Origin of the sequence: Edwardsiella piscicida, from assembly GCF_021733145.1 — a bacterium.
In the GTDB taxonomy this organism is placed as follows: domain Bacteria; phylum Pseudomonadota; class Gammaproteobacteria; order Enterobacterales; family Enterobacteriaceae; genus Edwardsiella; species Edwardsiella piscicida.
This window is the reverse complement of the sequence record NZ_CP090968.1, coordinates 2,348,208-2,367,574: the sequence shown is the minus strand read 5'-3', so window position 1 is coordinate 2,367,574 and position 19,367 is coordinate 2,348,208. Positions and strand designations below refer to the sequence as shown.

The 19,367-nt window shown below is 57.1% G+C and carries 21 protein-coding genes; 8 read left to right on the top strand and 13 right to left on the bottom strand.

Features of this window, described 5'->3' with window-relative positions:
- Window positions 1-12: 12 nt before the first annotated feature.
- The 3 genes from L1P05_RS10745 to L1P05_RS10735 all read left to right on the top strand — a co-directional run bounded on the left by L1P05_RS10745 (window position 13) and on the right by L1P05_RS10735 (window position 1,929).
- Window positions 13-573 (top strand): fimbrial protein, encoded by a 561-nt coding sequence (locus L1P05_RS10745; protein WP_071818555.1) that lies wholly within the window; start codon window positions 13-15, stop codon window positions 571-573.
- 30 nt (window positions 574-603) lie between these two features.
- Window positions 604-906, top strand: a complete 303-nt coding sequence (locus L1P05_RS10740; protein ID WP_012849077.1) for a PapB/FocB family fimbrial expression transcriptional regulator — start codon at window positions 604-606, stop codon at window positions 904-906.
- A 450-nt stretch (window positions 907-1,356) separates the two neighbouring features.
- A complete protein-coding gene (locus L1P05_RS10735) occupies window positions 1,357-1,929 on the top strand; it encodes a hypothetical protein (protein ID WP_012849074.1) in 573 nt (190 codons plus the stop codon).
- A 1,004-nt stretch (window positions 1,930-2,933) separates the two neighbouring features.
- On the opposite strand, the gene L1P05_RS10730 is transcribed toward L1P05_RS10735, so the two are convergent.
- Complete coding sequence (locus tag L1P05_RS10730; protein ID WP_015461847.1) at window positions 2,934-4,622, bottom strand: aspartate:alanine antiporter; 1,689 nt, start codon at window positions 4,620-4,622, stop codon at window positions 2,934-2,936.
- Window positions 4,623-4,927: 305 nt separating this feature from the next.
- On the opposite strand from L1P05_RS10730, the gene ybjM reads away from it, so the two are divergent.
- Window positions 4,928-5,305, top strand: coding sequence for an inner membrane protein YbjM (gene ybjM, locus L1P05_RS10725; protein ID WP_012849072.1), 378 nt, complete (start codon window positions 4,928-4,930; stop codon window positions 5,303-5,305).
- Window positions 5,306-5,394: 89 nt separating this feature from the next.
- Here the strand turns inward: ybjM and L1P05_RS10720 are convergent, their stop codons facing one another.
- Window positions 5,395-5,667 carry a GrxA family glutaredoxin gene (locus L1P05_RS10720; RefSeq protein WP_012849071.1) on the bottom strand — a complete coding sequence of 91 codons (273 nt, stop codon included), beginning with the start codon at window positions 5,665-5,667 and terminating at the stop codon, window positions 5,395-5,397.
- 284 nt (window positions 5,668-5,951) lie between these two features.
- Here L1P05_RS10720 and nfsA point away from each other — a divergent pair, with 284 nt between their 5' ends.
- Window positions 5,952-6,674, top strand: coding sequence for an oxygen-insensitive NADPH nitroreductase (nfsA, locus tag L1P05_RS10715; RefSeq protein WP_012849070.1), 723 nt, complete (start codon window positions 5,952-5,954; stop codon window positions 6,672-6,674).
- 17 nt (window positions 6,675-6,691) lie between these two features.
- Here the strand turns inward: nfsA and L1P05_RS10710 are convergent, their stop codons facing one another.
- A complete protein-coding gene (locus L1P05_RS10710) occupies window positions 6,692-6,886 on the bottom strand; it encodes a DUF4250 domain-containing protein (protein ID WP_015461846.1) in 195 nt (64 codons plus the stop codon).
- 156 nt (window positions 6,887-7,042) lie between these two features.
- Here L1P05_RS10710 and L1P05_RS10705 point away from each other — a divergent pair, with 156 nt between their 5' ends.
- The 3 genes from L1P05_RS10705 to rlmC all read left to right on the top strand — a co-directional run bounded on the left by L1P05_RS10705 (window position 7,043) and on the right by rlmC (window position 9,317).
- The gene (locus L1P05_RS10705; RefSeq protein WP_012849068.1) at window positions 7,043-7,540 is read left to right on the top strand and encodes a type III secretion system chaperone family protein; all 498 of its coding nucleotides are present in this window, start codon (window positions 7,043-7,045) and stop codon (window positions 7,538-7,540) included.
- Between the two features lie 110 nt (window positions 7,541-7,650).
- Window positions 7,651-8,130 carry a YbjO family protein gene (locus tag L1P05_RS10700; protein WP_012849067.1) on the top strand — a complete coding sequence of 160 codons (480 nt, stop codon included), beginning with the start codon at window positions 7,651-7,653 and terminating at the stop codon, window positions 8,128-8,130.
- Between the two features lie 53 nt (window positions 8,131-8,183).
- Window positions 8,184-9,317 (top strand): 23S rRNA (uracil(747)-C(5))-methyltransferase RlmC, encoded by a 1,134-nt coding sequence (gene rlmC, locus L1P05_RS10695; protein WP_012849066.1) that lies wholly within the window; start codon window positions 8,184-8,186, stop codon window positions 9,315-9,317.
- A 30-nt stretch (window positions 9,318-9,347) separates the two neighbouring features.
- Here rlmC and L1P05_RS10690 read toward each other — a convergent pair whose 3' ends face one another.
- The 10 genes from L1P05_RS10690 to L1P05_RS10645 all read right to left on the bottom strand — a co-directional run bounded on the left by L1P05_RS10690 (window position 9,348) and on the right by L1P05_RS10645 (window position 18,849).
- Window positions 9,348-9,836: a methylated-DNA--[protein]-cysteine S-methyltransferase gene (locus L1P05_RS10690; protein WP_012849065.1), complete on the bottom strand. Its 489-nt coding sequence runs from the start codon at window positions 9,834-9,836 to the stop codon at window positions 9,348-9,350.
- Window positions 9,837-9,914: 78 nt separating this feature from the next.
- On the bottom strand, window positions 9,915-10,649 hold the full coding sequence (locus tag L1P05_RS10685; RefSeq protein WP_012849064.1) for an arginine ABC transporter substrate-binding protein: 735 nt from the start codon (window positions 10,647-10,649) through the stop codon (window positions 9,915-9,917).
- Window positions 10,650-10,882: 233 nt separating this feature from the next.
- Window positions 10,883-11,551, bottom strand: a complete 669-nt coding sequence (gene artM, locus L1P05_RS10680; RefSeq protein ID WP_012849063.1) for an arginine ABC transporter permease ArtM — start codon at window positions 11,549-11,551, stop codon at window positions 10,883-10,885.
- Window positions 11,551-12,267 carry an arginine ABC transporter permease ArtQ gene (gene artQ / locus L1P05_RS10675; RefSeq protein ID WP_012849062.1) on the bottom strand — a complete coding sequence of 239 codons (717 nt, stop codon included), beginning with the start codon at window positions 12,265-12,267 and terminating at the stop codon, window positions 11,551-11,553. The genes artM and artQ overlap by 1 nt, the downstream gene beginning before the upstream one ends.
- 93 nt (window positions 12,268-12,360) lie before the next feature.
- Complete coding sequence (gene artJ, locus L1P05_RS10670) at window positions 12,361-13,092, bottom strand: arginine ABC transporter substrate-binding protein (protein WP_015461842.1); 732 nt, start codon at window positions 13,090-13,092, stop codon at window positions 12,361-12,363.
- 38 nt (window positions 13,093-13,130) lie between these two features.
- A complete protein-coding gene (artP, locus tag L1P05_RS10665; RefSeq protein WP_015461841.1) occupies window positions 13,131-13,859 on the bottom strand; it encodes an arginine ABC transporter ATP-binding protein ArtP in 729 nt (242 codons plus the stop codon).
- Between the two features lie 201 nt (window positions 13,860-14,060).
- On the bottom strand, window positions 14,061-15,092 hold the full coding sequence (locus L1P05_RS10660) for a fimbrial protein (protein WP_012849059.1): 1,032 nt from the start codon (window positions 15,090-15,092) through the stop codon (window positions 14,061-14,063).
- Window positions 15,093-15,110: 18 nt separating this feature from the next.
- Window positions 15,111-17,564, bottom strand: coding sequence for a fimbrial biogenesis outer membrane usher protein (locus tag L1P05_RS10655; RefSeq protein ID WP_012849058.1), 2,454 nt, complete (start codon window positions 17,562-17,564; stop codon window positions 15,111-15,113).
- Window positions 17,565-17,584: 20 nt separating this feature from the next.
- Window positions 17,585-18,277 carry a fimbria/pilus periplasmic chaperone gene (locus L1P05_RS10650; RefSeq protein ID WP_012849057.1) on the bottom strand — a complete coding sequence of 231 codons (693 nt, stop codon included), beginning with the start codon at window positions 18,275-18,277 and terminating at the stop codon, window positions 17,585-17,587.
- Between the two features lie 50 nt (window positions 18,278-18,327).
- The gene (locus L1P05_RS10645; RefSeq protein ID WP_012849056.1) at window positions 18,328-18,849 is read right to left on the bottom strand and encodes a fimbrial protein; all 522 of its coding nucleotides are present in this window, start codon (window positions 18,847-18,849) and stop codon (window positions 18,328-18,330) included.
- Window positions 18,850-19,367 lie beyond the last annotated feature (518 nt).

The following is a 19,367-nucleotide window of genomic DNA, read 5'->3' as shown; positions in this document are numbered from 1 at the left end:
GTGAGGGTCGTGATGAAAAAAATTATTATTAAACGTAGGGTTGTAGGAATGGCGCTTTCCTCACTTTTATTCGTGTCATCGGCGCATGCATTAGATATTAATATACGGGTTAGCGGTGAGATTTATATACCACCATGTGTTATCAACGATAACAACTCTCAAATAAATATTGATTTTGGTAGTGTTTTACTTCCCAACATCGATGGGGTTAATTATGCGAAGAGCAAAACGGTCAATGTTAATTGTGAATATTATCAAGGGCGTCCATATATAAGTGTTATGGGAGCTCAACTTCCTGGCACAGGAGGTAACGTATTACAGACGACGGGGCCCAACGCCGCATCGCTAGGCATTGCGTTGTATCAAGGAAACGGAGTAAATAGTAGCTTTCCATTGAAAATAGGTGCCGGTGAGCAGGGGAAATACGGTTTTCCTATAACTAATGGATTGCAAGGAATCAACACTGGGAGTGGCCAGTTTACATTCACTGCTGTCCCCTATAAATCAAATGGTACGAATTTGGTTGCAGCCCGGTTTAGTGCAACTGCAACGATGAGCATCATTTACTTATAACCAGTTATCTTAATTTAGAAGAGATGCTTTATGAATGAGAATCGTCTATCCGATAGAAAACATATAGATCGGTTTTTATATCCTGGAAAAGTTCCCATCGAACATTTTGAAATGTTAGTTGAATTAAGTGGCATCCGTAGCAAGCGTGTGATAATGGCATTGGAAAGATATTTGGTTGGTGGTGAAAAAAGAAAAACATTATGTGAGACTAATGCGGTAAGCCTCTCCTATTTTTCGGTAAAGCTAAAACAGTTACATAACTGCAGCGTTCTAGTGATGAAATTATGCCCATACTATGATTTTTCCTTAGCGAAAAATAAAAATGACAAATAGTCTTTATGAAGAAAATAACAATATTATGTATGATCACTGCATGTTGTTTTCTATCGGTATGTACCCAAATAGGCTGATTAAACCTGAATCAGTAGTGATAAAGTTAGCGATTGTATAAATTTAGCCGAATACTATTAATGAAAATAATAATGGAATGAAGTCATCGTACGCAATCTAAGCGCGTTGGATGCGCTAAGGTCTGTTGACTGGGCTTAGTATAAGAAGAAAAAGCAGCGATTTGAACTATTGATGAAAAATGCTCCAGTATATTACGGGATTTGTTCTGATATAAATCATCGGACATAACATACAGCATAGGAATTATATCGATGTAAAGCCGATAGGTAGCTTGCTGATGTATCTTCTGGTGTTTCCAAATTTTTAGCAAAAGCATTAAAGATAATCTCCATATATTTCCATGGATGGACTTTTATTTTCAAGAGGTTTTCCGTGAAGGTATTTATTGATGGCTGTAGTTGGATAGAAGTTGAGTCAGTAAAATATCTATTAGATGGGTGTCAGTTTTCTGTTGATTATTATCATGATGGTTGTAATATTAATGCAGATGATGTTTTGATTTTCTGTCTCAGCACGATGCCGACGTTAGGCTGGGCAAGCCAGTTAGGTGTCATTGATGCTTTACTGCGAAGCTATGGTTGTCATATTATCGTGCTCCATCCTCAAAGCATCCCATCGCAAGCCGTAGTTTTGGATAGCCGTATTTTTTCTGTATGCGGTGCTCTCCCTGTTCATTTAATTAAACTAATGATAATCTCAGCAATTGACATTGTTTTGCATAGAGCATCGCTCCATCAAATTCAGCGAGATGATATAAAGTGTCAGGAAAGTAAAAATCAGATTAAAGAGTTGATGTGTAGCTATAATGCCAGGTATCGCTCAAAGCGTTTGGGCATGAAACTAAAGTCATTCTATGGGCGAAGATTAATGATGGTGAAATCCTTGGGGTTTAATCATTTACATCACTTTCGTGTCTTTACCTCGGGTGTTACGATGATCCCTTAATCGTTTTTATCTATAGCTTTTTATCTTTTAAAATTAGTGTTATTTCTTAGTTGAATGTGATGCATGTTATTATCTTATTTTCCTATGGTTTTGTCAGCAGGATGCTTTCTTACTTCTGCCTCTTTTGGCGCGGTTTAATTTAGTCCGTAAGTCCGTAAGTCCGTAAGTCCATAAGTCTATAAATGGGTTCTGCTATGTGTTAATTGTGTCTGAGCATATAATCTCAGCGCATGGTGAAAATACGCATGCGCTGAATATGATCGATAAACTCGAACGCCTCTTGGGATCGGTTTAGTTTTAGCTTGGTGGCCGTTGGCGGTGACTGTATTCTTGGCGCCTGGCCTGCCAGCCTCTCACCGTCTTGACCGACGGCCGTTTATCTCCTGACCAGGTCGGTAGGTCTTCCGCTGGGTGATGCTGCGCCTCGATAGGCTCATTACACTGCAATTTACTCATCTTGGTTGTCCTGCATCCGCTATTTTCTTGGCCTTATTGAGGGGACTGTCAGAACGACCCTGTAATGATTTTATTGGGAAGTCATTAGCTGATATTTTTATCGAGTGAAATTTTTAGCGTGGAGGCATTATGCCGAATGCTCTGGGGGTTTTGTCGAGCTATCCACGAGTGAGAAGGGGGATAGAAAAGCTCCCTTAATAAGAGATAAATGATAGCGGTTGGAAATAGTCATCGGTGATAACTAATTTTCGGGGGATGAGTTATCAGTATCATTTTTACTAATAATATACGATGTCATCTCATGCATGACTGTCGCCACAGTGTCGCCCGTCACACACAGGCCATCACATAACACCGTGTTTATAAAGTGATTTATCTACAGGCAATAAAAAACCCGATAACCTTGAACCTAAGCGGCGGGATTATCGGGCTCCTCAATATGGGGACGTCAAAGAAAAGCAGTGGCACTAATTCAGACTGACGGCGGCGAGGAAAGTTCAGCCGCCGGTAAAAAAAGTCATACGTTTTTTTGCGCCGCGCTGTCGGGGCTAGCCGACCACGCCGGGCCAGACGATGACGATAAGGGTACCGGCCAGCGTCAACAGTACGTTGGCGATGGCGTAGGTTCCCGCGTAGCCCAGGGCCGGGATGTTGCTGCGCGAGGCATCGTTGATGATGTCCATGGCGGGGGCACAGGTGCGGGCTCCCATGATGGCGCCGAACAGTAGCGCACGGTTCATCCTTAGCACGAAGGCGCCGAAGAGAAAGCAGATCACCACTGGCACCAGGCTGACGATCAGGCCGGCGATCAGCATCTGCCCGCCGACTTCGCCGAGTCCGTGGCGCATGCCGGCGCCGGCGCTCAGGCCAACCCCGGCCATAAACACCATCAGGCCAAACTCTTTGACCATATTGAGCGCCCCCTGCGGAATATAGCCAAAGGTGGGGTGGTTGGCGCGCAGGAAGCCGAGCATGATGCCGGCAAACAGCAGGCCAGCGGCGTTGCCAATGCCAAAGGAGAAGCCGGTGAACTGGAAGGTGATCAGGCCGATCATCAGACCGATGATAAAGAAGGCGCAGAACGCCAGCAGGTCGGTTACCTGGCTGTGAATAGAGATAAATCCGATGCGATCGGCCACGCTCTTGACGCGGCGGGCGTCACCGCTGACCTGTAGCACGTCGCCTTTATTCAGCACGATGTTATCGTCGATCGGCATTTCTATTTGGCTGCGGATCACGCGGTTTAAAAAGCAGCCGTGGTCGGTCAGCTTAATCTGGCTCAGGCGTTTACCGACGGCGTTGCTGTTTTTGACAACGATCTCTTCGGTGACGATGCGCATGTCCAGCAGATCGCGGTCGAAGACCTCTTTGCCGTTGCGGAAGCTGGGATCGAGACGGGCGTGAGCGTCCGGGTAGCCGACCAGAGCAATCTCATCGCCGACCTGCAGTACGGCGTCGCCGTCCGGCGTGGCCAGAATACCGTTGCGGCGGATCCGCTCTATATAGCAGCCGGTCTGGCTGTATATGCCCAGCTCGCGCAGGTTTTTACCGTCGGCCCAGGCGACCAGCTCGGGGCCGACGCGATAGGCGCGGATCACCGGCAGAAAGACTTTGCGCTGCGTGTCGTTGTCCAGCCCCCGCTCGCGGGCGATCTGTTGGGCGGAGGTGGGCAGATCCTGGTGCTGTAGCTTGGGCAGATAGCGGGCGCCAAAGATCAGGCTGACCAAGCCGACCAGATAGGTCAGGGCATACCCTAGGCTAAGGTGATCCTGCAGCTGCCCTAGCTGGGGATTATCGGCCATGGTCTGACGCAGGGTATCGCCGGCACCGACCAGCACCGGGGTTGAGGTCATCGACCCGGCCAGCATGCCGGCGGTCAGGCCGATATCCCAGCGGAATAGCTTACCCAGCCCCAGCGCGATGCACAGGGCGCTGGCCACCATCACTAGCGCCAGCATCAGATAGTTTTTACCGTCGCGGAAGAAAATGGAGAAAAAGTTGGGGCCGGCCTCGACGCCGACGCAGAAAATAAACAGCATGAACCCCAGGTTGAGGGCATCGGTGTTCATGGAAAAGTGCTGTTGTCCGAGCAGGAGGGAGACCACCAGTACGCCGATGGAGTTACCCAGTTGGATAGAGCCAAGGCGCAGCTTACCGAGGCAAAGCCCCAGCGCCAGTACCACGAACAGCAGCAGGATATAATTGCCTGTTAACAAACTAGCGACATCAATATTCATGTAGAATAACTTATCGTTAACTATCAGGTTCTTGATATGATTGACTATTAGAGCTAAATTCAACCATAGAATATAAGAGAATTCACCTAAGATGCTGGATTGGTGAATGGTGGATACCCGCGGGGTATGACCGCCCATTTTAGACGGTTGGCTGGCGGACAGCCAGTAAAAAGCCGTTCTCAGTTGATGGTTCGTTGTTTTTCTGCGCCGGGGAGTGCTTTGTTCACCGCCGTCGGGCCCGTCCAATGCGGCGCGCCTGTCACGGGGGAGAGCAGATTCAGCGTTTCGCTATAGGGAGGGAGAACATGGCGAACGGACGGCGTTGGTTTACCCTAATACTCTGTTTTTTGATGGTGACGACACTGTTTCTGCTGTCGCACTGCTATGCCCAGGCCAACGGCGGTATCGCCGAGCCGCCGGGCGTGCGCCTGGGGCTGCTGCTGTATATGCTGCCGGGGTTTATCCTGTGTCCGCTGGCGCGTCGTCAGCGGGTGCTGACGGTCTTTTGCGGAGCGCTGGCGTCAGCGACGTTTTGCCAACTGCTGCATATGCTGTGGCTGGCCGATGACGAAACGCCGCTGCAGCTGCTGCCCTATACCGCCAGCATGGTGTTCTGGTGCGTGTTCGGTGCCCTGCTGTATTGGTTCGCCGCAACGCTGTGTGGTCAGCGGGCGGTGAGATAGCGTAGACCGATTAATCCCTAGCGCCTTGGGCGATAGCATCGCCGCATAATAAAAAACCCGCCGCGGCGGGTTTTTGCTGTGCAGGCGCGTTATTCGGCCTTATCAAACAGCCCCAGGTGCGCTTTGGCATAGGCCTCGAAATCGGTACAGCCGCCGATATGCTGCTGGTCGATGAACACCTGCGGAACGGTTTCTACCGGTTTGCCCACGGTCTTAGAGAGATCGTCTTTACTGATGCCTTCTGCATGGATGTCGACGTAGCGGAAGGTGAAGTCGTCGCGCTCGGCGGCCAGTTTTTCAGCCAGCTCTTTTGCACGGACACAGTAGGGGCAGCCCGGACGCCCAAAGATTACAGCAAACATGGTAGGACTCCTTAAAGAGATAGAGGCGCTCGCCGAATCCAGACCGGGTTCGGCGGACGCTCGGAATTGGGATTACTATGCCTGTTAGCGTCGGCAAAAAGAAGTAGGATTTGCCTGTTACTTTGATAAATTTCATCTATTCAATGACAAGGTTTGGCCGATGGCGGCGCACGCGGTGTCTCCGCCGGTGAGCGTAAAGGGGTAGACTGACCTCGTTACGCCGCGCGTCCGCCATCGGCGCGGCCTTCCGTTTCAAGCGACTTACCGGGGAGTACTGTTTCGTTATGATGTCGACTATCGATTTGCTGCGCGATCACCGTTCTATCCGCCAGTTTAGCGCCGAGGCGATCGGCGAAGCGCAGCGGCTGGCAATCCTTGAGGCGGCGCGCGCCACGTCGTCGTCCAGCTTTCTGCAGTGTACGTCAATTATCCGCGTCACCGATCGCGCGCTGCGTGAACAGCTGGTCGAGCTGGCCGGTGGACAGCAGTATGTGCTGGACGCCGCCGAGTTCTGGGTGTTCTGCGCAGATTTCCAGCGTCACCATCAGATCTTTCCGCAGGCGGAGCTGGGGTCGGCTGAACAGCTGCTGCTGGGCTGCGTCGACACGGCGCTGATGGCGCAAAATGCGCTGACGGCCGCCGAGTCGCTGGGGCTCGGGGGGGTATTTATTGGCGGGATACGCAACAGTATTGAGCAGGTGACGACGCTGCTGGGCTGCCCGCGGCATGTCCTGCCGCTGGTGGGGCTGTGTTTGGGGCATCCGGCGCAGCATCCGCAGCAAAAGCCGCGCCTGCCGCTGAGCATTCTGGTGCATGAGAATGGCTACCAGCCGCTGGATCGCGCCGCGCTGGCGCAGTACGACGCCCACGTCGCCGCCTACTATGCCCAGCGCAGCGATAACGTCCGCCAGGAGAGCTGGAGCGAGCAGATGAGCCGCACCCTGGAGAAGGAGCGGCGTCCCTTTATGCTGGCCTACCTGCAGCGTCAGGGGTGGATCACCCACTGAGCGCCGGAGCGCGGCGATCAGCGGGCGCTGAACTGGTTGCTGTCGCGGTAGTAGCGAAAGCCGACGGCGCCCAGGCGTGACTCCAGCAGGGGCTGTGGAATCGCATAGCGGGCGCACAGCGCCTGCAGCGAGTCGCACTCGTCGCGCAGCTTCATATTAATGATACTCAGCAGCATCAGTGGTTCCATCGTGGCGTAGCGGGATAACGGCATGGCAGTCTCCTGATGGTTGGCCGGCCGGGCTTTTTGCCGCGACCTCGGGGCAATTTATTGCCCCCGGGCATGGCTAAAGTGAATAAAGTTCCGTAAGCTATGCCCCCTTTCTGACTGTTTATTATTACCTGATTTATCTTTGTAAGGTAGAGCGCTATGGATCCACTAATCGTCCCCGATCTGGATGTGCTGCGGCACTGGCTGGATCAACTGGGCATCACGTTCTTTGAGTGTGACTCCTGCCAGGCGCTGCATTTACCGCACATGCAGAATTTTGACGGGGTATTCGACGCGAAGGTCGACCTGATCGATAACACCATCCTGTTCACCGCGCTGGCGGAGGCGCGTCCTACGGCGCTGATCGCGCTGGTTGGCGACCTTAGCCAGATTAATGCCAGTACGCTGGGCGTCAAGGCCTTTGTCGATATCCAGGATGACAACTTACCCAAGTTTATTGCCTGTATGTCGCTGAATGCCAGCGTCGGTGTATCCCAAGAGCAGTTTGCCGCCTTTATGCAGCAGGGCGAAGAGCAGATCTCGATGGTGATGATGGAGGCGCGGGCCAACGGCATGCTGTTCCTGGGAGAAGGCGAAGAGGGCGAAGAGGGTGAGTTTAGCGCCGAGAGCGGCGCCAGCGGGCCGGTTATCCACTGACATTCATTGCCTAACATATTGACATCGCATCCGAATCGGCATGGTTGACTTGTGTCATCCGTGTGGAGTCCCTATAGTAGAAAGCCCGGTATTTCTCAGGGCTGGATGATATGCTGCAGAGGATTCACGCGCTGCCGCGCAGCGATGGAAGTGGTTTTGCTCCGGTACCGGTTCTGGTCGCCGGGATGGCGATTATCGGCATTCGCCTGGCGGGCGCCGTGCTGCTGTTGGTGACGCTGGGGGCCGCGGGGTTCGCCGATTTTGTCAGCGGCGCCTGGCAGACCTGGGAGAGCGGCGCACTGCTGCTGGCCGGACTGGGGCTGTGGCTGACCGAACTGGGCTGCGGCGCAGCGGTGATGCGCGGTAGCGCCCGCGGCCGCGGGATCTATCTCGGCTGCCAGCTGCTGGTGACCGGCTATATGCTGTGCTCCTCCCTCGGCGGTTTTCACCCCGAGCTTTTCAGCGTGGACGGCGACAACAGCGGCCAGATCGTGCGCGCGCTGCTGGGGCAAAAGCTGCCCGATCTGCTGATCCTAGCGCTGCTGTTTATCCCCTTGGCAAGCCGTCGCTACTTCCGGCGACGGCTGTGATACAATCCTCCGCCCCGACCGTTTCCATTTTTATTTCCATCAAGTGAGTTGTGATGCACTGTGCCCAGTATCAGGCGGGCCGCTGTCATTCCTGCCAGTGGCTCTCTATTCCCTATTCCCGTCAGCTGGAGGATAAACAGCGACACTTGGCCGCGCTGCTGAGCGGGCATCCCGTTGCGCAGTGGCTGCCCCCCCAGCCCAGCGCCGAGCAGGCGATGCGCAACAAGGCGAAAATGGTGGTCAGCGGCAGCGTCGAGCGTCCTCTGCTGGGCATGCTGCAGCGCGACGGCAGCGGGGTGGATCTGTGCGACTGCCCGCTGTATCCGGACAGCTTTGCCGCCGTCTTCGCCGCGCTGAAAGCCTTTATTCCCCGCGCCGGCCTGACGCCCTACAGCGTAGCGCGTCGGCGCGGGGAGCTTAAGTACCTACTGCTTACCGAAAGCCGCTTCAGCGGCGAGATGATGCTGCGCTTTGTGCTGCGCTCGGAGACCAAGCTGGCGCAGCTGCGTCAGGCGCTGCCGTGGCTACAGGCGCAGCTGCCGGCGCTGACGGTGATCAGCGTCAATATCCAGCCGGTGCACATGGCCATTCTGGAGGGCGAACGGGAGATTTTTCTGACGTCGCAGCAGGCGCTGAGCGAGTCGTTTAACGGCGTACCGCTCTATATCCGCCCGCAGAGCTTCTTTCAGACTAATCCCGCGGTGGCTCAGGCGCTGTACGCACAGGCGCGCGACTGGGTGCAGGCGCTGGGGGTGACGGAGATGTGGGATCTGTTTTGCGGCGTCGGGGGGTTTGGTCTGCACTGTGCGACCCCGGAGATGACGCTGACCGGTATTGAGATCAGCGCCGAGGCCATCGCCTGCGCTCGCCGTTCTGCGGCCCAGCTGGGGCTCACGCAGGTCAACTTCGCCGCGCTGGACTCCAGCGCCTTTGCCGACGCGCGCAGCGCGGCGCCGCAGCTGGTGCTGGTGAACCCGCCGCGGCGCGGCATCGGCGCGGCGCTGTGCGACTATCTGAGCCGCATGGCGCCGCCCTATATTCTGTACTCCAGCTGCAATGCCCAGAGCATGGTGCAGGATATTGAGCGTCTGGCCGACTACCGGCTCGAAAAGGTTCGCCTGTTCGACATGTTTCCCCATACCGCGCACTATGAGGTCCTGACGCTGCTGGTGCGCGCGTCTGCGTAGTCCCGCCGTCGCATCGGCAGCGGGCCGGCGTCAGGGACGGTAGGGGATCCCCTCCAGCTCCAGCAGGGCCCGCTTGATGGCCAGTCCACCGCTGTAGCCGGTCAGATTGCCGCCCTTGCCAAGAATGCGATGACAGGGGATCAGAATGGCGATCGGATTACGCCCGACGGCGCCGCCGACCGCCCGCACGGCGCGCGGATTGTCCAGCCGCTGGGCGAGTTCGCCATAGTGGCTGCACTGGCCATAGGGAACCTCGCACAGCTGCTGCCATACCTGTCGCTGAAAAACGGTGCCCTGCGGCGTCAGCGGCAGATCTTGCCAGCAGGGACGCTCTTTGGCGAAGTAGGCATCGAGCAGGGCGCGGGTGCGCCGCAGCAGGGGATGCGCGCCGCATCGGCGCCAGTCGACGGGGATCACCCGCGCGATCACCTCATTGGGTAGCCATAGCTGGCTTAGGCCGTCGCCATCGGCGGCCATCAGCAGCGGGCCGAGGGGGGAGTCATAGTGGTCGTAGTCCATAGCGTATCCTGAAGCGTGGCGCCGACGGGCGGAGTCGACATGCTAACAAATCGCGCCCGGAGCGCCAATCGGATGCGTTCAGGAGGCCGGGAACCATGTGTCGCTGATCTTCTGATAGGTGCCATTCGCCTTGATGGCGGCCAGCGCCTGATTCAGCTGATCTAGCAGCGCCTGGTTGTCCGGACGCACCGCGATACCCAGCCCGATGCCGAAGTACTGCGGATCGGTGACATGCTCGCCGACCGCCTCCAGCTGCGGATTGTTTTTCAGCCACTCATTGACCACCGCGGTATCGCCGAAGACGCCGTCAATACGCCCGTTTTTCAGATCCAGAATCGCATTCTGGTAGCTATCATAGGCCACCGGCTTGATCTCCGGATGCTTATCCTGCAGGTACTTCTGGTGGGTCGTCCCGTTCTCCATGCCAACCCGCAGCCCCTTCATATCGGCTATCGTGTGATATTTGTCCTTCTGCGCGATGATGATCGCCGAGTTGGCGTAGTAAGGCTGGGTGAACGCCACCTGCTTCTGCCGCTCCGGGGTGATGTCCATGCCGGAGATGACGGCATCGTAGCGCTTGAACTTCAGCGCCGTGATCAGGCTGTCAAAGGCCTGGTTGTTGAAGGTGCAGTTCGCCTTCATTTCCTGGCACAGCGCCTTGGCCAGATCGATATCGAAGCCGACGATGTTGTTGCTGGCATCCAGAGATTCGAACGGCGGGTAGGTGGCCGATGAGGCGAAGCGGATATTCTCTGCCGCCTGGGCGCTGAAACTGAGGGCGGCAACGATGGCGCAGGCCAGTAACTTCTTCATGCTTAACTCCTGTACAAGGCTAATCCCGAGGAATAGAGGGCGTCTGTCGATTCCCCTCTGCCTGGGGCTCGCGCCGGGAACGATCGGCGCGACGGCGTAGGCGAGGGGCTGGAGTTGAATGTGCCATTGAGTGAATTGTTATGCAATAGATATGTATAAATATATTTTTCTGTGTTTTTTGTTGGATGTAAAAAAAGGTCGGTAATAACCGACCTTTCAATGTGTTGAACAGTTTAGCTGCGCTGCTCAAACGCCAGCGCTCTGCGCTCAATCATGCGCATCATCAGCGTCAATAGACCGTTGACGCACAGATAGACCAGGCCGGCGGCGCCGAAGACCATCACGTCGTAGGTGCGTCCATACAGCTGCTGGGCATAGCCCATCACCTCCATCAGGGTGATGGTGTAGGCCAGCGACGTGCTTTTAAAGATCAGCACCACCTCGTTGGAGTAAGAGGATAGCGCGCGCTTAAAGGCATAGGGCAGCAGGATCCGCAGGGTTTGAGCCTTAGACATGCCCAGCGCCGCGCAGGATTGCCACTGGCCGTTGGGAATGGCGCGCATCGCGCCGTAAAACAGCTGGGTGCTGTAGGCGGCGCTGTTGAGCGCCAGCGCCAGCATGGCGCACAGCCAGGGCTGCGATAGGGCGCTCCACAGCCAGGGGGTGTCGCGGATCCAGGCAAACTGCCCGGGGCCGTAGTAGATCAGGAAAATCTGCACCAGCAGCGGCGTACCGGTAAACAGGGTGATGTAGCCCTGCACCAGCGGCGTCAGGATCAGCGGTCGCAGGGTCAGGATCACGGTAAAGCACAGCGCCAGCGCCAGGGCGACCAGCAGGGAGACCACGGTGAGAGACAGGCTGGTATGCAGCCCCTGCAGCAGATCCGGAATATAGCTCAACATTATGCGGCACTCCGTTCAAAGCGGGTGGTACGCAGCTCAATACGCTTGAGAATGTATTGGCTGAACAGGGTGATCACCAGGTAGATCGCCGCCGCGACGCAGTACCAGGTAAAGGGCTCCTGGGTACGGGTAGCGATGCTCTTGGTCTGCAGCATCAGATCGTTAACGCTGATCAGTGAAACCAGCGCGGTATCCTTGAGCAGCACCAGCCACTGGTTGCCCAGCCCCGGCAGGGCGTGACGCCACATCTGCGGCATCACCAGGCGGAAGAAAATATGGGTTTTACTCAGCCCCAGCGCCATTCCGGCCTCGCGCTGCCCCTGCGGTACGGCCTTCAGCGCACCGCGCAGGGTCTGAGAACCATAGGCGGCGTAGAGCAGCGCCAGCGCCAGCACGCCGCACAGGAACGGGCTGACTTCGAAGTTCTCGATATTCAGCTGCAGCCGCAGCGTGGTAAAGCCCAGATTCAGGTCGATGCCGTCGGAGATCCACAGCAGCATCTGAGACGAGCCGAAGTAGATAAACAGCACCACCAAGATCTCCGGCAGTCCGCGCAGCAGGGTAACCCAGGCGGTGCCCAGCAGCGCCAGCGGACGACAGCGGACAGATTCCCAGACGGCGAACAGCATGGCGAGCACCAGGCCGAGCAGCAGGGAGCAGAGGGCCAGACCGACAGTGATGCCGGCGGCATGTAATAAGGGGGTCAATTCAATCATTGCCTGACGCCTATCCCATCAGGCGGCCCGCGCCGCCTGGATGATCCTAACCATAACGCCTACGGAGATAGGCACTACTAGCGCTTCCGGTGGTTACTTCTGAAACCACTTGTTATAGATAGCCTGGTACTGGCCATCCTGCTTGAGCTGGTTCAGCGCCGCGTTGAACTGCTCCAGCAGCGGGCCGTTGCCCTTGCGAACGGCGATCCCCAGGCCGGTGCCGAAGTAGTCGGCATCGGTGACCTTCGTTCCGACCGGCGCCAGATTGGGGTTTTGCTTCATCCACTCATTGACCACCGCCGTGTCGCCGAACACCGCATCGATACGGCCATTCTTCAGGTCGAGGATGGCGTTCTGGTAGCTGTCATAGGGTACCGGCGTCAGCTCGGGGTGTTTGTCCATCAGGTATTTTTGATGGGTGGTGCCGTTCTGGATCCCGACGCGCTTGCCCTTCAGCGCGGCCACGTCGGCCACCTTGCCTTTTTCGGCGATGAACAGCGCGGAGTTGTCATAGTAGGGCTGGGAGAAGTCGACCTGCTTCTGCCGCTCCGGCGTGATGTCCATGCCGGAGATCACCGCATCAACGCGCTTGAACTTCAGACTGGGGATCAGGCTGTCGAAGGACTGGTTGCTGAAGGTACAGGTGGCCTTCATCTGCTGGCAGATGGCGTTGGCCAGATCGACGTCAAAGCCCTGCATTTTATTCTGCGCATCCATAAATTCGAACGGCGGATACGAGGCTTCGGCGGCAAAACGGATGGTTTGCGCCGCGGTGGCAGAGACGCTGATACCGGCTAACATCGCAGCAATTATGATTTTTTTCATCGCAGACTCCAACGGGTTACGCTTGGCCTCGCGGGCCATCAGTGGGACAGATATCCGGCAAACGCACTGGTCTGCGGATCACTAAAGTGGCTGGCATCGCCCTGTTCAATAATGCGACCCTGCTCCATATAGACAACGCGGCTGGCGGTTTTGCGCGCGACCTCCACTTCGTGGGTCACGATCACCTGGGTGATCCCGGTTTCGGCCAGCTCGTGAATAATGCTGACGATCTGCGCGGTGATCTCCGGATCCAGCGCGGCGGTCGGCTCGTCGAACAGCAGCACCTGCGGCTCCATCATCAGCGCGCGGGCAATGGCGACGCGCTGCTGTTGACCACCGGAGAGGTGCAGTGGGTAGCGCGCCACGAACTCGCTCAGACGCAGGCGCTGCAGCAGTTTTTCGGCCCGCGCCCGCGCTGCCTCTTTCGACAGTCCCAGCACCCGGCAGGGGGCCTCGATCAGATTTTGCATCACCGTCAGGTGTGGCCACAGGTTGTACTGCTGGAACACCATGCCGACGTTGCGGCGCAGATCGCGGATAGCGTTCTCACCCGGCGGCTGGCGAAAGTCAAACTGGTGGCCGGCGATGCTCAGGGCGCCGGAGCGCGGCATCTCCAGCAGGTTTAACACCCGCAGCAGGGAGCTTTTTCCCGCGCCGCTCGGCCCAAGCAGAACCAGCGTCTCGCCGGCCGGGCACGCCAGGGTAATATCAAACAGCGCCTGGTGTGCGCCGTAGTAGCAGTTAATGCCGTCGATTTGAATACTCATGCGCTTAATCTGAATAGCCATTGATAAGGCAAAGAGTAACTTCATCAGAATAACTATGCAATATTGGTGGGTTAAAATTTAAGAATATGCACCCTAACCGCTCAGAAAGAGAACGATATCGGGTTAGGGTTCGTCGGCTGGCGCGGGGCGAAAGGGTGTGCTAAGGCGGCGCGGGCGGCCAGGGGCCGCCCGACCGTCGTATTAGTCGTAGTCGATGTTGATGGTGACGTTGGCCTCTAGCTGACCGGGCTGCACCTGGCGACGGTCGTAGAGGTAGTAACCGGCGCGGATGGGGATGCTGAATCCCTGCTCAGGCAGCGTCGTCCACTGGGGGATCAGCCGGATGACGCTGGGCTGAGCCGCTGAGCCGCTCAGCGTGATGGGCTGCTGCTGTTCGTCGTACAGAATAAACCCGACGCCGCCCGGCCCCGAGTGCGGCCGCACGACGCGGGGATTCTCCGGCAGCAGCGTGTCGCTGCTCAGGGTCACCTGCAGGGTGCGGTTGGTCTGCGCCCCGCTCAGTTGGTCGCATTGGGCGATCAGGGTGTGGTCGGCGATCGCGCTGGCGATCGCGCCGCTCTGCGTCAGGTCGCTGATGGAGACGGGCGGCAGCGTGAGCAGGGTGTCCGTAAACTGGCAGGTGGTCGCGCGGTAGTCCAGCGTCAGATTCAGATTCACTAGGTACAGATCGTTTTCCGATGCGGGCCATTTCCCGGTGAAGAGAAACGCGAGGAGACGCCGGAGAAACTCCAGCAGAGAGCCGGATGAACCGCTGCCGGCGCTGATCACCATCGCGGACTCCAGCAGATACTGCCCTTTTGGGGCGACCCGATCGGTCTGGGCGGGGGCGACCTGCCTGGCGGTGACGGTGATCTGATCGAGAAACTGCGCCGCCGTATAGCTGCCCTTTGGTAGCTTGATGGTTGCCTTGGGCGGCGTCTGGACGCGGATCTCGATAAAGACGTTGTCATAGAACTTGACCACGACGCCCCGTTCGTAGGGCGTGCCGAGATGCACTTCGTTTTGCTCCTCACTGTAGTCGTCACATACGGTTTGCTTGCTGAACAGCGGCAGCGGGACAGACACCTGCTGCCCGCTGGAAGACATATCCTGATTACTCATCCGTACCTGCCCCAGCTGGCTCTCCGAGCCCGGACTCGCTAGCTTGCACCAGGAGAGCACCGGGCCGCTGAGCAGCAGCAGGGCGGTAAAAAGATAACGGCGATATTTCATGATGTAACCTCATCAGACTCAGCGGCAAAGGTGGGTTTGACTGCTCAGCGTGGCGGCTGAGAGGGTAAGGGTGCAGCGGGTGCCCGCCTGCGGATCCAGCGGTACCGTCACCTGCGCCGGCAGCGTGTCGCTGCGCAGGGAGATCATGCCGCCCTGACCGACCAGCCCCAGGGCCTCCCCGTCGAGGCCGTTGACCGGATAGCCGAAGCCGAGCGGCGCACCGTCGGCGCGGCGCGCCTTAAAGTAGAAGCGTTGGCGCGTATCGGTCTCGAAGCGCGCCAACACGACGGCGCCTTCATAGGGCACCCGCTTCTGCATGTTCCCCTGCAGCTCCACCGTATCGTCCTGCGGCGACGGCGTCAGACGCAGGCTGTTTTCGCGGTAGGGGGTCAGGGCGGCGTAGAGCGCCTGGCCGGCGCCGTTGGTCGCGTGGTAGCCATAGCCATTGACGCTGGCGTCGCGCAGCCCCGGGGCATCGACGATCGCCATGGTGTCCGTCAGGGCGTTGCTGAACAGCACGCCGCCGCGATAGGCCAGCACGCCGCCGCTGATGCCGGCGCTGGTCTGACGGTAATCCTGCGACTGGCTGTAGCTGGCGCTCAGGGTCGCCGAGCGGGCCCGATAGCTGAGGTTGGTGCCCAGCGCGGTGAGGCGATCCTGACGTTGGTTATTGAGGCTGACGCTGTAGTTAAACTGCTGCCACTCGCCGGCGTAGCCGCTCAGAGAGGCGTTGTTGGACTGGTAGCCATCGCGATCGAAGGTGGTGGCGTTCGAGAGATACAGGGTGCGTCGCGGTTCGCCAACGCTCAGCGGCAGGGTGAAGTAGAGATAGAAACGGCGGTCGCTGTTCAGCCCCTGATCGTAGGTCTGGCTGGCGGCCAGGGTATAGCTGAGCTGCTGCCAGCTGTTGCTGTAGCTCACCTGATAATCCTGGCGACGGGCGCCGTCGCCCCAGTAGTCGCGCCAGGTGCCGGAGAAGAACACGGAGCCCCAGCCCTGCGGCAGCGTCTGGCTCAGGTTGATGGCATAGTTATTCTTACGGCCCGGATCGTAGCGGTAATAGTCCCAGTCGCGGGTCGGGCTGCCGCGGTTGTCATTAAGATAGAGATGATCGCTCAGGGTGCGGTAGTGGCGTGACGAGTAGCGGTAGGCGGCCAGAGAAAACTGGGTCGCCGTGGCGGTCAGGTATTTGTTGTAGGCTATCTGGTAACTTTGCCCGCGCTGTTCGCCGCGATCCGTCAGGCGGCTGGCGGAGTGGGTGATATCCAGCGAGAAGGCGCCGATGGCCGTGTTAAGGCCGTTGCCCAGCAGTAGCGCATAGTAATCCTGGCTGGCCTGGGCGCCGCCGTAGAGGGTCAGCAGGCTGTTGAGACCGTGTTGGTAGCTGCCCTGAAAAAAGCCGCGCTGATCGTTGATGTCATTGAGGTAGGTTTTCCCCACCGCCAGATCGTACTTGCCAACCCCCGGCTGCAGCATGTTAGGCAGGGAGGAGTAGGGAACAATAAAGCGATTGATGCGTCCGTCCGCCTCCTGCACGCTGACGTTGAGATCGCCGCCGCCGCCGACCAGCTGCAGATCTTCGATAGAGAACGGCCCCGCCGGCACCTCTTTGCGATAGACGATGATATCGTTTTGCTCGACGGTGACCAGCGCGTTGCTCTGGGCTACGCCGCGCACCAGCGGGGTGAAGTTCTGCTTGGAGCTGGGCAGCATGCGCAGATCGCTATACAGACGGACGCCGTGAAAGCGCACGCCGGTAAACAGATCGGAGGCGCTGTACATGTCGCCGACGCGCAGCACCCCGTTGATCGGGGCAAAGCTGCGCTGCAGATAGGCGCTGTTGCTGCTCCAGTCACCGCGCTGGGTATCGCGCTGATTATAGCTGGTGGCGGCGCGCAGCTGCCAACCGAACAGGTTCAGACCGCTGTTAAGGTTGAGATAGGTATTGCTGCTGTGGCCGCTGCCGCGGTAGTCGCTATAGTAGTAGCTGGCGTTATAGCTGGTGAAGAAGGCGTTGATGCCGCGATCCCAGCTTTCTGGGGCGATATAGCCCTTTTCTCTGCCGATCACGAAGGCCTGTGGCACGGTCAGATCCAGCTGCAGGAGGCCGGTGTTAAAGCGGTAGCTGCCGCCGTGCAGCGCCTGGCGCAGCGGAATACAGCGCGTATCCCTCGGCGACGCGGGGAGCTTAATACCCAGCCCGCGCAGCTGCGACTCGCTCAGACAGGTGTTGTCGGGCCGTTGGCTGACGGTCAGTGTATACACGCCGCGCCATTCGCCGTTGACCATGATGTCCAACGGATAGTCGCCGGGGTAGGGCGCATTGGGGTCCAGCGTCATCTGACTCAGCTGGTGGTCTTTCGCCGTGCCCTTAAGAAAGTGGGTATCGAAGGTATCTGTCGCGCTGGCCACGGCGTAGGCCGCGGGAAACAGTAGGGCCAGGGAGAGGGTAATGGCGTTTAACCTGAGCATCCGTGCCTCACTCGTGCAAGTTAGTTAAGGGGAATGGCCTGCTGACGCTTTACGCCATAGTCATTCAGATAAGAGAGGGTCAGCGTGGAGACCCCGCCCGGCAGGCCGGCGCTGGCGATGTGCCGTTGGGAAAAGGGGGCCAGCATCAGGGTTGTCTTTAGCAGCGGCGCCCGTTCACCGGCGCCGAGCGCGGTAATCGTGATGTGGTTAGGCGAACGGTTATCCAGCGTCACCCCCTGCGCATCGCGGCGGGCGGAGAGCTGAGCGATGGCTTTTTCGTCAAGCGCGGTGATCCCCTGGGGACGGTAGAACAGCTTGATGCGGTTTTGCATCGCCAGCTTGAGCAGGTTGCCGCTGCGCGCCGGGTTATCCGGCGGAATATCGATCACGTTGAGGTAAAACAGCGACTCCCGATCCTGCGGCAGGGCGTTGGGCAGGGCCCGAATCCGCAGCTGCTGGCCGTTACCGGCCGTGACGGTGGCGATTGGCGGCGTCAGCAGGAAGGGGGCCTTAACTTCTTCGGGGGGGACGTTGGGGTCTCCCTCATCGATCCAGGATTGGATCAGGGCGCTTTTATCACCGCGGTTGGCCAGCTGAACGGTGATCTCCTGGCGCTGGGCCGGGTAGACAATCCGCGTGCCGTAAATCACGATGGTGGCGCAGGCTGGCCAGGCGGCGATGGCGCACAGCAGGGCGAGCAGAGCTTTCTTCATAGGGTCACCAAAGGGAATAGGGACTCCCTGCGGAGTCCCGGAGGTTAAGGTTAATCGTGGGTGATGGTGTAGGTGACGGCGGAGCTCACCGGGCCTTTTTTCACCATGCCGCCGACTTTGTGGTAGTAGGCGGTGATGGGCAGGACATAGCTGCCGTCCGTACCGGTTAGCGTGTGTTGGGTGTTATAGCCATTGATCAGCGTATCATTGACCTTCAGCTGAAAGCCGACGCCGGTTTCGGCGCCGTTGGTCGGGGTGATCACGCCTTTGTCTGTCATGTTGCTATTGGCGAAGCTGAGCGTCAGGGTATCCCCCTCATAGCCGCTGCAGACGATGTTGATATCGGCCTGCGCGGAGGCGCCGGTATAAATCTCACCCGGATTGACGTCAATAAACTGATCGGCGCCGACCAGCGGCAGCTGGAGCAGCTGATCTGAGTTTTGCATCGTGCAGGAGGCGCCCACGATTTCGCCCTGAATCCGCAGCTGACCCGAGGGGCTGGAGGCGGCAAATACTGCTGATGAAATAAAAAGGCCGCTTAACATCGCTATGGAAATAATACCGTTATTCATGACAACTCCTTGTTTTTGGATGGACATCATTCCGCCGCGTGATGGGATGCATCACAGAACGGAAAAATCTCACCTTTAAAAAATAAAATCACGATTGACAGGCTATTGCTTTTTTCTAGCACTTTATTTTTGTCTGACTCTTTTAGTTTGTAACTAATATGAAGTTCGTATTTATCTCGGCAAAAAAGAGTATTTTAATTTGCTGCTGTTGCTATCTAATTTAAAGAAAAAATAATAAGCATGACACTGATTAGCTCCCTAGCGGAGTCAATAGCTTTTATTGCACCATCATTCAGATAGGATGTTTTGACAGCTGAATAATTACCGAATATGCTTAGGCAGCCTATTCAGTTCATACCTTTGTGCCTGCGGCTATCGTCGCGGTATACATAGGTAATATATTGTAATACCAGTAATAGTCGGCGGTTTATGCCGGCTGCGTGGGGCGTCTATGGACGTCGAGGCATCGTTTATTACTTTTCTCTGATTATATCGTGGGGTGATATCTCAATTAGTTA